This window comes from Streptomyces sp. RKAG290, from assembly GCF_023701695.1.
Taxonomy (GTDB): domain Bacteria; phylum Actinomycetota; class Actinomycetes; order Streptomycetales; family Streptomycetaceae; genus Streptomyces.
Genome location: NZ_JAJOZC010000001.1, coordinates 6,048,417 through 6,061,914, shown reverse-complemented (window position 1 = coordinate 6,061,914; position 13,498 = coordinate 6,048,417). Strand labels below are relative to the sequence as shown.

Sequence of the window (13,498 nt, the reverse complement as noted above, 5' to 3'; positions counted from 1 at the left end):
GTACTGAGGTCGGTACGGGGACGCCGAAAACTAGCAGTGTTAGTTACGGCGTCGTGCTGACGTTACGACTCAGTGTGCCGCGCGTCCAGAGCCGGTCGCCTCGGCGGGCCGCCGCCGGCCGGGTACCGGAAGCAGCACGTCGGGCCGGTCCCGGTCCGTCGCCTCGCGGTGGCCGGCGACGCTCCGGTGGCCGCGGGAGTCCGCCGCCTCCCGGGCGTCGAGCGCCTGGCGGTCGTCCGCGGCCGCACGGGGCTCACAGAGCAGCGGCGGACACTCCATCACCCGCGGCAGCCGCAGCGCGGCGAGCGCCCCGAGCAGCAGCAGACCGGCGCTGACCAGCAACGTGATGTGCAGCCCGCTGATGAAGGCGTGCCGGGCCGTGGAGCGCAGCACCTCACCGAGCGGGCCGCCGAGCTGCGAGGCCACCTGGTAGGCCTCGCCGAGCGAGTGGGAGGCGGCGGCGCCGGCCGGGGCGGGCACGCCCTCCTCGGGGAGCCGTGCGAGGCCGGGGGTGTACGCGGCGTTCATGACGCTGCCGAGCAGCGCGATCCCCATGCCGGCGCCCAGCTGGTAGGAGGTCTCGCCTATCGCGGCCGCGCCACCGGCCCGGTCCGCCGGGGCTTCGCTGAGCATCGACTCGTACGCGCCGAAGAGCGTGGACTGGAGGCCGAAGCCGAGCACGACGAAGGCCACGGCCATCAGGCCGGGCCGGTCGTGCTGTCCCATGGCGGTCAGCATCAGCACCGAGACGGCCGTCAGCACGAAGCCCCAGCCGACCATCCGGCGCGGCCCTATACGGCGCAGGGTGGACGAACCGGTGGCGCCCGCGGCCATCGCGGCGAAGGTGAGCGGCAGCAGCCGCAGGCCGGTCTCCAGCGGGCTGAGGTCCAGGACGAGCTGGAGGTACTGGACCGCGATCAGTTCCAGGCCGACCAGGGCCAGCATGGCCAGGACGATGCAGCCCACGGCCGTGGAGAAGGCGGGCCTGGCGAACATCCCGATGTCGATCAGCGGATGGGTGCGCCGTTTCTGGCGTCGGACGAAGGCGGCCAGCAGCGCGCCCCCGGCCAGCAGGGGCGCGAGCGTGGCCGGCCCGAGCAGCCCCTCGCCGGTGCCCGCGCGCTTCACCCCCCAGACGACGCCGAGCACGCCGGCCGCGGCCATCAGCGCGCCGAACACGTCCCAGGGGCCGTCGCTACTGCCACGGGACTCCGGGAGCAGGAGGCGGCCGAGGGGAGGATCAGGGCCATCAGCGGAATGTTGATCAGGAAGACCGAGCCCCACCAGAAGTGCTCGACGAGGAAGCCGCCGATGACGGGCCCGATGGCGGCGCCGACCGCGGCGACCGCGGTCCACACACCGATCGCCATCGCCCGCTCACGCCGGTCGGGAAAGACCTGGCGGAGGATGGACAGGGTGGCCGGCATGATCATCGCGCCGCCGACGCCGAGCAGGGCCCGCGCCGCGATGAGCACCCCCGCGCTGTCGGCCATGGCGGCGACGGCGGACGCGACCCCGAAGAGGGCGTAGCCGAGCAGCAGGACCCGTCGGCGCCCGACCCGGTCACCGAGAGTGCCGAAGAGGATCAGCAGCGAGGCACAGACCAGCGGGTACGCGTCCACGATCCACAACAGGCCGACCGCGCTGGGCCGCAGGTCCTCGGTGACGGCGGGGACGGCGACGTGCAGCACCGTCGCATCGAGTGCGACGAGCAGCAGACTGAGGCAGAGGACGACCAGGACGACCCATCGATTGGCACCGTCGGCGGCTGCGCGCAGACGGATTCGGGCTGTGGTCGTCCCGGACATGCATCTACCTCCCAAAGGTTCCTCGCGCTCGGCAGGCCCACTGGGGATTCAGCGTCCGCTGTCCCTCCTGGCCCGGCATCGACGGGCGAGTGATCCGTCAGCGTACGCGAGTTCGGCAGGGCCACACGTGGCCCATCTCATAGCCGGAAGTACCGTCCGGTGTGACGTACGCCACCGCGCGGACCCGCCCCGCCGTGCCTCACGGAGCCCTCATAACCTGCCACGACCTGCCGTTTCGCGGTGCGGGCAACGGGGTCCGCCGCGGCGCGGACCGCTCACCGGGCGCCCGGCGAAGGCGTCCAGTAACCGGACCGACACCGTCCGTTCCGTTCCCCCGAAGGCGCGGATAAATGCACTCCGGCATCCCTTGCGCTTTTCTGCCAATATCCAAAAAGCCCTTCGGACCAGGCGCCGAAGTAATGGAACGGAACCGACCCGGGATTCTGCGGACGCCCGGGAATGCGAGCCGGACTGAGACATAGTCCACATCACATCGTCATCACAAAGCGGCCGGATCGGCCAAGTCACCCACTCACTCGCTGTAACGTCGATTGGGTGCGTACCGACATCTTTGCCCGTCTGGACCGGGAGCCGGAACCGCCGAAGATAGAGACACCGCGGATGAGTCGTCACCGCATCGCTCTCTTCGGCGGGACGTTGGCGTTCTATCTGGCCATCGTCGTTGCCGTGCTCATGTCGTCCTGGCTGGTGACCCTGGACTGGAAGGTCATGCTCTTCCGGCCGTACCAGCAGTGGCCCGGCATCCATGCCTTCCTCGACTACTACGTCGTGCTCGGCCAGCGCGGACCCACGGCCGTCATGGTCGCCTGCTGGCTCGGCTGGCGCTCCTGGCGCCAGCACACCCTGCGGCCCCTGCTGACGCTCGGCGCCTCTCTGCTGCTGCTCAACGTGACGGTGGGGGCGGTCAAGATCGGCCTCGGCCGGCTCGGCCCGCACTACGCGACCCAGATCGGCTCGGCCGAACTCTTCGCCGGCGGCGATATATTTCCGTCCGGCCACACCGCCAACGCCGTCGTGACCTGGGGAATCCTCGCCTATCTGGCTGCCACCCCGCGGGCCAGGCGCTACCTGTCGGCGATGTCCGCGATCGTCTCGCTCGGGGTCGGCCTGACCACGGTCTACCTCGGTACGCACTGGCTCAGCGACGTCGTCCTGGGCTGGGCGGCGGGGCTGCTCATCCTGCTCGGCCTGCCGTGGGTCGAACCGCTGATCACCCGGGCGGAGAGCTGGATCTTCGCCGCCCGCGAGCGGCTCGGGGCGCGCAGCAGGCTCGTACCCTCCCCGCCCGTCACCGCCGGCACCCCCCGGCCGGTACCCGCCGGACAGCCGGCCGTGGGCGAGGCCTCGGCACAGAACCCGGTCCGCGAGCCGGTCACCGCGGGTGGACGCCAGGCGGCCGTCGCGGCCGCGGGCGGCCGTCCGCGCGCCCACACCGCGCCTCCCGCGCACCAGAGCCACGGGGCGCGCTCGGAACGGCCCCCGGTCACCCCGGCAGGCAGCCGCCGCCCGCCGCACGCGGACCGCACACCGCGCGGCGGTACGGCTCCGGCCCGGCCGGTGGCCGGCAGCTGACCCGGACCGGCAGCGGGGACGGTACGCACAGCCCGCCCCGCGACAGCCTCACCCGCACGAGCGAAGGCCCCGACTCCGGTCGGGGCCTTCGCTCGTGCGGGTGAGAGGCGCCCCCGGTGACGGGGCCGCGCTCAGGGGTGTCCGCGGCGGTGCGGGGATGTCACCCCACCCAGCAGCGCTTCACGACGCCGTCGTCCACCTCGAAGTTGATCCGGCCGCCCAGGAACTCCATGGTGATGACGGTGCCCGGCGGCAGGGCTCTGACGGTGGTCCAGCCACGCTCCCGGGCACGCCGTTCGGCGGCTTCGGCGGTGAGGCCGGCATAGGCGCCGGGTACGTCGTCGGGCTGGACGGAGGGAGTCGGTATGGGTGCCATACCTCTCACCGTAGGCGGGCCCGGACGCCGGCGGAAGCCGGGGCCCCGACCGGCCGCACGGCATCCGCACGTCCCTCACCGGTCACGCTTGTGTCACAGGATCACCACACGTGTTCGCCTCGAACTCCCTCGCGCGAACGTGCGATTCATAAGCGGACGCACAGTAATCACACAGGCCCGAGAACGATCAGCGGAGAGGGCCGGAAACGAAGCGGAATACCTCCCTCAGGGCGCCCGCCGAAATCCCTCCGGAATGACCTTCCGTAAACGGGAGCACCATCGGGAATTCACCCTTCCTTATGGCACCCTTATCTGGCACTCACGATATCCACACCATCGGACCGGTCCGTCCGTACGCTTCTGCCCGTATAACGGACGACCCGAATCCCCTGTTTTCCGGCACCGGGACAGCCGCTCCGGGCGCCGCCGCCCGGAGCCGTCCCGGACCCGTGGTCCGGCGGCGCGAAGACCGGCCCGTCCACCGGCGCCGACGGGACGAACCGCTGCGCACTTGCCCGGCTTGTCCTGGTATCGCGCACGACCGGCTCGTCCGGTTCGATTCTGTTCGCCTTCTCGCGTGACCCCGACAGCCGGTCGCCCGTTGTCTCCTTCATGAGCCGGGAACCGCCCGGCGCACGTACCGAGTTCGAGGAGCCACCCGTGCCGCGCATGCTCGACGTCAGCGAGGACGTACGCGCCGAGATCGGCGACGCCGAAGCCGACCGGCTGCTCGTCGGCGACAACGCCCCCGGCAGTTACGACTGCACCTCCTGCCGCACCCCCGGCGACTCCGAGCAGGAGCGCACCAGCACGGTCCTGTTCGTCGGCGAAGAGACCGCCGTCCTCGCCTTCGCGCACGCCACCTGCATCCCCTCGCAGGTCGTCCAGGTCGCCGAGGAGCAGCTGCAGGGCGCCGTGCGCAGCATCACCGGCAGCGAGCCGGAGGGCCCTGCCCGGCTGACGCCCGACCAGGCCGTGCTCGGGATCACCAGCGGCCTCGTCCTGATCGACGACGAGCTGCACCCCGCCCTGGTCGTCGAACCGACCGGGGCGATCGCCCGCCCCGGCACGGACGGCAGCAGCGGGGACGAGTTCCTCCAGTTGCTGCTGGAGCAGGGCTTCTCCCCGGTCCAGCGGATGGACCAGGTCCCCGAGGTGCTGCACGGCTGGTCGATCCTGCTCGCCATGGGGCAGCTGCACGCGGTGCTCCAGCCGGGCACGGGCGGCGGCGCCCCGGTGGCGTGGTGGCAGGCGCACGCGCCGCTCCAGGTCACCGAGGGCTGGCGGACCGCGGCCAACAAGTCGCAGACCGTACTGGTCTACGCGGCTCCGGCCGGTTCGATCGGCCAGCAGCCGCGTGAGGACCTGCTGCGCGACGCGCTGGAGAAGGCGTCGGCCGGCGGGTTCCTGGTCGCCGCGGCGATGCCGCTGGCCGGGACCTGATCATGTCCGTGCGCCCCGTACACCGACGGCGAACAGCTATTTCTCCCGCGGGGCCGCATCCGACGGACGGCGGGGTCGTTGGCACATACGTGCACTCATACGACCCCTCCCACCAGCGCCCGAGCCCGATCCCTGCCATGCGTCCCGCGCAGGACCCATCGGGCGCCCCGTCCCACACCCCGATCTACGACGCGCTGTACTCCGAGTACCGCCGGTCGTTCAGGGCGTTGCCCGGTGATCGGAGCGGGGAGGAGAGTCTGGGGCTTCCGGCCTTCGGCAGCGGGCTCTTCGGCTCGCGCGCCCCGCTGAGCGGCCACTCGGGCCACTCCGGGCACGGCGGAGCCGGTGCGTCGGGTGGAGCGGGCGGGGCCGCCGGACACGGCAGCAACAGCCCGAGCACGCACACCGGGAGCCTGGGCTCGTGGCAGCGGGTGGGGCGGCACGCGGGGCGGGTACAGGCCGCGCTGCCGCCGGGCTCACGGGGAGCCTGACCGCACGAAGGAGCCCCTGGGCCACTCGTTCTCCGAGTGGCCCAGGGGCTCCTTCGCGTCCGGGGCTCGGTGAGCCCCTGGACGCCGTCCGGGAGCTCACGCTCCGGACGGCGTCACCGGTTGCCTACTTGTTGCGGCCGCGCTTCTCGCGGACCCGCACCGAGATGTGGATCGGAGTGCCCTCGAAGCCGAACTCCTCACGCAGCCGGCGCTCGACGAACCGCCGGTAGCCGTGCTCCAGGAAGCCGGAGGCGAAGAGCACGAAGCGCGGGGGCTTGGTGCCCGCCTGGGTGCCGAAGAGGATGCGGGGCTGCTTGCCACCACGCACGGGGTGCGGGTGGGAGGCGACGATCTCGCCGAGGAAGGCGTTCAGCCGGCCCGTGGGAACACGGGTCTCCCAGCCGCCCAGCGCGGTCTCGATCGCCGGGACCAGCTTCTCCATGTGGCGGCCGGTGAGGGCCGAGACATTGACCCGCGGGGCCCACGCGACCTGCGCGAGCTCCGTCTCGATCTCGCGCTCCAGGTAGTAGCGGCGCTCCTCGTCCAGGGTGTCCCACTTGTTGAAGGCCACGACGATCGCGCGCCCGGCCTCGACGGCCATGGTGACGATGCGCTGGTCCTGGACGCTGATCGACTCGCTGGAGTCGATCAGGATCACGGCGACCTCGGCCTTCTCCACGGCGGCCGCGGTGCGCAGCGAGGCGTAGTAGTCCGCACCCTCCTGGAGGTGGACCCGGCGCCGGATGCCGGCGGTGTCGATGAACTTCCAGGTGATGCCGCCGAGGTTGATCAGCTCGTCGACCGGGTCACGGGTGGTGCCGGCCAGTTCGTTGACGACGACACGGTCCTCGTTGGCCACCTTGTTCAGCAGCGAGGACTTGCCGACGTTCGGGCGGCCGATCAGCGCGATGCGGCGCGGTCCGCCGACGGCGGTGCCGAACGACTGGGCCGGGGCCTCGGGAAGGGCCTCCAGGACGGCGTCGAGCATGTCGCCGGTGCCGCGGCCGTGCAGTGAGGAGACCGGGTGCGGCTGGCCGAGGCCGAGCGACCAGAGCGCGGTGGCGTCCGCCTCGCCGCTCTGTCCGTCGACCTTGTTGGCGCAGAGCACGACGGGCTTGCCGGAGCGGCGGAGCAGCTTGACGACGGCCTCGTCGGTGTCGGTGGCTCCGACGGTGGAGTCGACCACGAAGACGACGGCGTCGGCCATCTCGATCGCGTACTCGGCCTGGGCGGCGACGGAGGCGTCAAGACCGAGCACGTCCTGCTCCCAGCCGCCGGTGTCGACGACCTTGAAGCGGCGGCCGGCCCATTCGGCCTCGTAGCTGACGCGGTCACGCGTGACGCCCGGCTTGTCCTGGACCACGGCCTCACGACGGCCGATGATCCGGTTCACCAGCGTCGACTTGCCGACGTTGGGGCGGCCGACGACGGCGAGAGCGGGCAGCGGTCCGTGACCGGCCTCCCCGATCGCACCCTCGACGTCCTCGGGGTCGAAGCCCTCCTGCGCGGCGAGCTCCATGAACTCCGCGTACTCGGCATCGCCAAGCGCTCCGTGCTCGTGGTCCGAGCCGCCGGAGTGAATCTGGTCGTTCATGAAGTCCGTTCCTCTTTGCATCATCATCGATGGACCACGCAGCACGCGGTCCACTACTCAAGTCTTACTCAGTGCGCCCGGTGAGGCGCCTGGCCTGCGCCAGGTGGCCGGTCAGCCTGCCCTGAATGCGCAGCGTCGCCTCGTCGAGCGCGCTCCGCGTCCGCCTGCCCCCGCCGCCTTCCTGCGCCTCGAAGGCGTCGCCGAAGACGACGTCGACCCGGCTGCGCAGCGGCGGCAGTGCCGATGTCAGCCGGCTGCCGCGCCCGGTGCTTCCCAGTACGGCCACGGGCACGATCGGCGCCCCGCTGCGTACGGCGAAGTACGCGAGCCCGGCGCGCAGCGAGGCGAAGTCCCCTTCGCCCCTGGTGCCCTCGGGGAAGATCCCGAGCACCCCGCCGTCCCCCAGCACGCCGAGGGCGTGGGTGATGGCGGTGCGGTCGGCGATCGTACGGTCCACCTTCAGCTGACCGATTCCGCGCAGGAACGGGTCCAGGGGGCCGACGAACGCCTCTTTCTTGATCAGGAAGTGGACGGGCCGTGGCGCGGTGCCCATCAGCATCGGCCCGTCGATGTTGTGCGAGTGGTTCACCGCGAGTATGACGGGTCCCGAGGCGGGGACCCGCCACGCACCGAGCACACGGGGCTTGAAGAGCCCGTACATCAGCCCGATCCCGATCCCGCGCCCGACCGCCGCTCCGCGCAGCGTGGGCGCGCCCGTGACTGGGCTCACTTCGCGGCCCGCTTCTCCCCTACCAGGGTGACGACGCACTCGATGACCTGCTGAAGGGTCAGCTCGGTGGTGTCCACCTCGACCGCGTCGTCCGCCTTGGCGAGCGGCGAGGTCTTGCGGCCGGAGTCGGCGGCGTCCCGCTTGATCAGCGCCTCCTTGGTGGCGGCGAGATCGGACCCCTTCACCTCGCCGCTGCGGCGGGCGGCGCGCGCCTCCGGCGAAGCGGTCAGGAAGATCTTGATGTCGGCGTCGGGCAGCACGGTCGTGCCGATGTCCCGGCCCTCGACCACGATGCCCTTGCCCGCCTCTTCGGCGATGGTGCGCTGCAGCTCGGTGATCCGGGCGCGCACCTCGGGGACCGCGCTGACGGCGCTGACCTTGGAGGTGACCTCCTGGGTGCGGATCGGGCCGGAGGCGTCCTCGCCGTCGACCGTGATCGTCGGGCCGGTGGGGTCGGTGCCGGAGACGATGACCGGCTTGGCGGCCGCGGTCGCCACCTCCACCGCGTCGTGCACGTCGATGCCGTTGTTCAGCATCCACCAGGTGATCGCCCGGTACTGGGCACCGGTGTCCAGATAGCTCAGGCCGAGCTGGGTGGCGACGGCCTTGGACGTGCTGGACTTGCCGGTGCCGGAGGGCCCGTCGATGGCGACGATCACTGCGGCCGGGGCGGTCCGGGCGGCGGTGCTTACGGTTTCCACGGTGGTGGACACCTTCCTGGTACACGGGGGTGGGCGGGGCGGGACGCGCGAACCCGCCCCGCACAAGGTTACCGAGTGTGGGCGCGGGCCCGACCACCCCTGTGGACAAGTGCCTCCCGGCCCCGTGCCCCAAGGGTCACTGCCGGAGCGACCAGCCCCGCTCGCGCAGCGCGGCGCTCAGTGCCGGGGCGGCGCTGGGCTCGACCATGAGCTGGACCAGGCCCGCCTGCTGACCGGTCGCGTGTTCGATCCGTACGTCCTCGACGTTGACCCCGGCCCGGCCCGCGTCCGCGAAGATCCCGGCCAGTTCGCCCGGCCGGTCGCTGATGAGGACGGCGACGACCTCGTACGAGGCGGGGGCCGCGCCGTGCTTCCCGGGCACCCTGACCCGGCCGGCGTTGCCGCGGCGCAGGACGTCCTGGATGCCTTCGGTGCCCTCGCGCCGCTTGTCCTCGTCGGCGGACTGCAGCCCGCGCAGTGCCCGTACGGTCTCCTCCAGGTCGGTGGCGACCCCGGCGAGGACGTCGGCGACGGGTCCGGGGTTGGCGGAGAGGATCTCCACCCACATCCGCGGATCGGAGGCGGCGATCCGGGTGACGTCCCTGATGCCCTGCCCGCAGAGGCGTACCGCGGTCTCGTCGGCCTCCTCCAGGCGGGCGGCGACCATCGACGAGATCAGCTGCGGGGTGTGGGAGACGAGGGCGACGGCCCTGTCGTGGGCGTCGGCGTCCATCACGACCGGGACGGCGCGGCAGAGCGCGACCAGTTCCAGCGCGAGGTTGAGGACCTCGGTGTCGGTGTCCCGGGTCGGCGTGAGGACCCAGGGGCGGCCCTCGAAGAGGTCCGCGGTGGCGGCGAGCGGGCCCGAGCGCTCCTTGCCGGCCATCGGATGCGTACCGATGTACGGGGTGAGGTCGACGCCGAGCGCTTCCAGTTCGCGGCGCGGGCCGCCCTTGACGCTCGCGACGTCGAGGTAGCCGCGGGCGACGCCGCTGCGCATGGCGGTGGCGAGCACCGTCGCGGTGTGGGCCGGCGGGACGGCGACGATCGCCAGATCGACCCGGCCCTCGGGCGCCTCGTCGGTGCCGGCGCCGAGCGAGGCCGCCGTGCGGGCCGACTCCGGGTCGTGGTCGACGAGGTGGACCTTGATGCCGCGCCCGGCGAGGGCGAGGGCCGCGGAGGTGCCGACGAGGCCGGTTCCGATGACGACGGCGGTTCTCACTGGGCGATGTCCTTGCGAAGGGCGGCGGTGGCGCCGAGGTAGACGTGGGCGATCTCGGACTTGGGAAGATACGTCTCGATGTGGGCGAGGATCCGCACCACCCGGGGCATCGCCCCTTCGATGTCCAGTTCCTGGGCGCAGATCAGCGGTACGTCGACGATACCGATGCCGCGCGCGGCGGCGGCCGGGAAGTCGCTGTGCAGGTCGGGGGTGGCCGTGAACCAGATGCTGATCAGGTCGTCCGCGACGAGGTCGTTGCGCTCCAGGACAGCGGCGAGGAGGGCGCTGACCTGCTCGTCCATGTGTCCGGCCTCGTCCCGCTCCAGTTGGACGGCTCCGCGGACCGCTCGTACCGCCACGTCGTGCTCCTTGCTCGTGTACCGCTGCTTCGTACCGCTTGGTGCGCTTGCGTTTCAGCGTAGAGGGGAGGCGCCGCCGGCTGCCGGGGTGCCCTGTCCGTGAGACGCGGCGGCGGCGTGCACGGCGATCAGCATCCGCCAGACCCTCGCGGCGAGCTGTGCGGGGGTGGCGTCGATGCGTGCGTGCACCCAGTCGGCGAGGACCCCGCAGAACAGTCCGGCGACGGCGGCGGCGGTCACCTCGGCTCCGGTCCCCGCCGGGCGGCGGCGCCTGAGTTCAGCGAGGCTGCGGGACCTGAGCTCCTCGTGCAGCAGTTCGCCGAGCGGCCCGCCGCCGCCCGGGCCCAGCAGGCTCCGGTAGACCTCCGCACGGTCCCTGACGGCGCCCAGCAGGCCGGCCAGTTCCGCGGGCGGCGCGTCGGGCCGCGCAGGTGCGTCGCCCCAGGCGTGCAGGGCTTCCACGGCCAGCCGGACGACCTCGGCGCAGGCGTCCACGGCGAGGGCGCGCAGATCGGCGTAGTGCAGGTAGAAGGTGGCCCTCCCGACCCCGGCCCGGCGGACGACCTCGGACACACTGACCCGGTCGAGCGGCTGCTCCTCGCACGCCGCCAGGAGCGCCGCACGGAGCCTGCCGCGGGTGCGGGCGGTACGCGGGTCGCCGCTGCCCGCGGTCACCGCGGGAGCCACCGGCTCAGCCCGCCGTCAGTACGAGCGCGAGGGCGGCTCCGGCGGGGACCGCCTGCACGAAGAGGATCTTCCGGTTGACGGTGGCGGCGCCGTACACGCCCGCGACGGCCAGACAGCAGAGGAAGAAGATCTGTGCCGGGCGGGCGACCGGGTCGCCCGCGATCAGGCTCCAGACGAGCCCGGCGGCCATGAACCCGTTGTAGAGCCCCTGGTTCGCGGCCAGCGGGGCGCTCTCCCGGGAGAACTCCGGCGTCGTGGCGAAGACCCTGCGGCCGCGCGGGGTGTCCCAGAGGAACATTTCGAGGACCAGGAAGTAGGCGTGGATCAGCGCGACGAGCGCGACCAGCACCTGGGCTGCTGTCTGCATGGTGAACGACCTGACGACCTTCCGCATCGATTTCCTGGACAACTGTACAGTAAGTCGATGCGGTGCCGGCCGGCCCGGACGCCCGGCTCAGAGCTGCTGCTCCCGGACCAGGTCCTCGATCGAGCCCCCCTTCGGCACCTCTCCGGCGGGAGTCAGCTTGTCGACCGTCACGGGCAGCGAGCGGGCGATCTCGTCCGCCGCCTGCTCCGGGGAGACGCCGGCCTCCTGGGCGACCTTCCGCAGCGTCTCGTCCGGCAGCGCCTCGGCGATCTGCGCCCCGCTCACCGACTTGTTCTCCCCGGTCCCGACCCAGGACTGCGCCTGGTCGGTGAGCCCGGACTTGGTGAGCATGCCGATCAGCCCTTCGAGCGCGTTGCCGGAGCCGCCGGCGGCACCGCCCTTACTGCCGCCCAGCGCCCCGAGCAGCGATCCGAGGATGTTTCCCGCGCCACCGGAACCAGCACTCCGACCGCCACCCAACAGACTGCCCAGCAGGCTGCCGAGGTCGTTTCCCGCCATGGTTCTGCCTTTCCGAGGAGGAATGATTTATCGACAATGTCGGACAGGACGGGGGGCGCTGCCACTCGGACGGGGCCGCCCGCTCTGGCGTAGCCTCCCCGCATGACCGTCCCCACTGCCGAGGCACTCGTCCGCGACCACACGGTCTACTCCTGTGTGATGGGCTCACGCGCCTTCGGGCTCGCCACGGACGGCAGCGACACCGACCGGCGCGGGGTCTTCCTCGCGCCGACCCCGTCCTTCTGGCGGTTCGACAAGCCTCCGACGCATGTCGAGGGACCCGCCGAGGAGCAGTTCTCCTGGGAGCTGGAACGCTTCTGCGAGCTGGCCCTGCGGGCCAACCCCAACGTGCTGGAGTGCCTGCACTCGCCCCTGGTGGAACAGGCCGACGCGACCGGTCGTGAACTGCTCTCGCTGCGCGGGGCGTTCCTGTCCCGGCAGGCGCACCTGACCTTCGTACGCTATGCACTGGGGCAGCGCCGGAAGCTGGACGCGGACGTACGGCAGTACGGGGCGCCGCGCTGGAAGCACGCCATGCATCTGCTGCGGCTACTGGCCGGCGGCCGGGATCTGCTGCGTACCGGCGAGCTCACCATCGACGTGGGCGCGGCCCGGGAGGAACTGCTGGCGGTCAAGCGGGGTGAGGTCGCCTGGCCGGAGGTCGAGCGGCGCATGACGAGACTTGCCGAGGAGAACGACGAGGCCGCCGCCGCCTCCCCGCTGCCTGCGGAGCCGGACCGGGCGCGGGTCGAGGACTTCCTGACCCGCACCCGCCGGGCTTCGGCGCTGGCGGCCGAGGCGGATTCAGCCGGCTGAGGCCTGGACCGGCACCGAGCCCAGGCGCGCCCGCACCACGAGGTCGTGCAGGGCGTCCGACCCGCCCGCCCCGTCCGGGAGTTCCGAGGCCGCCTGCGCCTCGTCGAGCACCAGGTGCAGCGACTCGACTTCCCGGCCCGCCGTCGCACCGTCCACGCCGCCGGCGGCCGCGTGCTCGGCCTCGGCCTTGGCCGCGATCAGTCCGGGGAGCCAGGCCGGCGCCTGCACCCGGGTCAGGAGCGTCGGAAGATGCGCCAGGACCTCGCCCGTGCGCATCAGATGGATGCCCGTGAGCAGCGCCCGGAAGGTGTACAGGAGCGGCTTCAGCTCGCCGGTCTTCTCGAAGAGCCGCCACTGGGTGTTGGCGAAGCCCCGGTAGTGGTGGGCGTGGTTGCGGGTGAGGACGCCCGGGGCCAGGGCAGCCAGTTCCCCGTGCAGGGCGCTCGTGTGCACGACCAGCGGCGAGAGCAGCTGCTCCAGTACGTAGCCGTTCGGCTTCAGCATCAGCCGGACGAACTTGCGCAGGTCATGGCTGACGAGATCCATCTCGACCCCGTCCCTGACCCACATCCGCGAACGCGTCTCCTCCGGCTCGCGCAGCCCGACGAGATCCGCCGCGGGCAGGAGGTGGACCCCCCGCAGGTCCACGTCCGAGTCCCGGGAGGGGAATCCGTACAGGTGCGCACCGGAGACGGTGGCGAACAACAGGGGGTGGGGCTCCTCGGCGAGGACCGGACCGAAGTCCGTGACCGGCAGCCCGGCCTCCTGGAGGTGCAAGGTGTGCGTACGCAT

14 protein-coding genes and 1 pseudogene are annotated in these 13,498 nt (G+C 72.0%); 4 read left to right on the top strand and 11 right to left on the bottom strand.

What is annotated here, in order from left to right; translation table 11 throughout:
* Window positions 1–69 precede the first annotated feature (69 nt).
* Window positions 70–1,808 (bottom strand): annotated as a pseudogene (locus LNW71_RS26815) (MFS transporter).
* A 555-nt stretch (window positions 1,809–2,363) separates the two neighbouring features.
* On the opposite strand from LNW71_RS26815, the gene LNW71_RS26810 reads away from it, so the two are divergent.
* Entirely contained in the window at window positions 2,364–3,401 is a 1,038-nt protein-coding gene (locus tag LNW71_RS26810; RefSeq protein ID WP_250970554.1) for a phosphatase PAP2 family protein, read from the top strand.
* Window positions 3,402–3,561: 160 nt separating this feature from the next.
* On the opposite strand, the gene LNW71_RS26805 is transcribed toward LNW71_RS26810, so the two are convergent.
* Entirely contained in the window at window positions 3,562–3,777 is a 216-nt protein-coding gene (locus LNW71_RS26805; protein WP_250970553.1) for an I78 family peptidase inhibitor, read from the bottom strand.
* A gap of 660 nt (window positions 3,778–4,437) precedes the next feature.
* Between LNW71_RS26805 and LNW71_RS26800 the strand changes: the two genes are divergently transcribed.
* Both LNW71_RS26800 and LNW71_RS26795 read left to right on the top strand, forming a co-directional pair.
* Window positions 4,438–5,220 carry a hypothetical protein gene (locus LNW71_RS26800; RefSeq protein ID WP_250972163.1) on the top strand — a complete coding sequence of 261 codons (783 nt, stop codon included), beginning with the start codon at window positions 4,438–4,440 and terminating at the stop codon, window positions 5,218–5,220.
* Window positions 5,221–5,357: 137 nt separating this feature from the next.
* Window positions 5,358–5,711: a hypothetical protein gene (locus LNW71_RS26795; protein ID WP_250970552.1), complete on the top strand. Its 354-nt coding sequence runs from the start codon at window positions 5,358–5,360 to the stop codon at window positions 5,709–5,711.
* A gap of 124 nt (window positions 5,712–5,835) precedes the next feature.
* Here LNW71_RS26795 and der read toward each other — a convergent pair whose 3' ends face one another.
* The 8 genes from der to LNW71_RS26755 all read right to left on the bottom strand — a co-directional run bounded on the left by der (window position 5,836) and on the right by LNW71_RS26755 (window position 11,890).
* A complete protein-coding gene (gene der, locus LNW71_RS26790) occupies window positions 5,836–7,305 on the bottom strand; it encodes a ribosome biogenesis GTPase Der (RefSeq protein ID WP_250970551.1) in 1,470 nt (489 codons plus the stop codon).
* Between the two features lie 64 nt (window positions 7,306–7,369).
* Window positions 7,370–8,035: a lysophospholipid acyltransferase family protein gene (locus LNW71_RS26785; protein WP_250970550.1), complete on the bottom strand. Its 666-nt coding sequence runs from the start codon at window positions 8,033–8,035 to the stop codon at window positions 7,370–7,372.
* Window positions 8,032–8,748: a (d)CMP kinase gene (gene cmk, locus LNW71_RS26780; protein ID WP_250970549.1), complete on the bottom strand. Its 717-nt coding sequence runs from the start codon at window positions 8,746–8,748 to the stop codon at window positions 8,032–8,034. Before cmk ends, LNW71_RS26785 begins: the two co-directional genes overlap by 4 nt.
* 124 nt (window positions 8,749–8,872) lie before the next feature.
* On the bottom strand, window positions 8,873–9,958 hold the full coding sequence (locus tag LNW71_RS26775) for a prephenate dehydrogenase (RefSeq protein WP_250970548.1): 1,086 nt from the start codon (window positions 9,956–9,958) through the stop codon (window positions 8,873–8,875).
* The gene (gene aroH, locus LNW71_RS26770; RefSeq protein WP_250970547.1) at window positions 9,955–10,317 is read right to left on the bottom strand and encodes a chorismate mutase; all 363 of its coding nucleotides are present in this window, start codon (window positions 10,315–10,317) and stop codon (window positions 9,955–9,957) included. The genes LNW71_RS26775 and aroH overlap by 4 nt, the downstream gene beginning before the upstream one ends.
* Window positions 10,318–10,371: 54 nt before the next feature.
* Entirely contained in the window at window positions 10,372–11,004 is a 633-nt protein-coding gene (locus tag LNW71_RS26765; RefSeq protein ID WP_250970546.1) for a TetR family transcriptional regulator, read from the bottom strand.
* 4 nt (window positions 11,005–11,008) lie between these two features.
* Window positions 11,009–11,371, bottom strand: coding sequence for a DUF1304 domain-containing protein (locus tag LNW71_RS26760; RefSeq protein ID WP_250970545.1), 363 nt, complete (start codon window positions 11,369–11,371; stop codon window positions 11,009–11,011).
* Between the two features lie 87 nt (window positions 11,372–11,458).
* Complete coding sequence (locus LNW71_RS26755) at window positions 11,459–11,890, bottom strand: YidB family protein (RefSeq protein WP_250970544.1); 432 nt, start codon at window positions 11,888–11,890, stop codon at window positions 11,459–11,461.
* A 102-nt stretch (window positions 11,891–11,992) separates the two neighbouring features.
* On the opposite strand from LNW71_RS26755, the gene LNW71_RS26750 reads away from it, so the two are divergent.
* Window positions 11,993–12,706, top strand: a complete 714-nt coding sequence (locus LNW71_RS26750) for a DNA polymerase beta superfamily protein (protein WP_250970543.1) — start codon at window positions 11,993–11,995, stop codon at window positions 12,704–12,706.
* On the opposite strand, the gene LNW71_RS26745 is transcribed toward LNW71_RS26750, so the two are convergent.
* Window positions 12,695–13,498: a DNA polymerase beta superfamily protein gene (locus LNW71_RS26745; RefSeq protein ID WP_250970542.1), complete on the bottom strand. Its 804-nt coding sequence runs from the start codon at window positions 13,496–13,498 to the stop codon at window positions 12,695–12,697. The genes LNW71_RS26750 and LNW71_RS26745 overlap by 12 nt on opposite strands.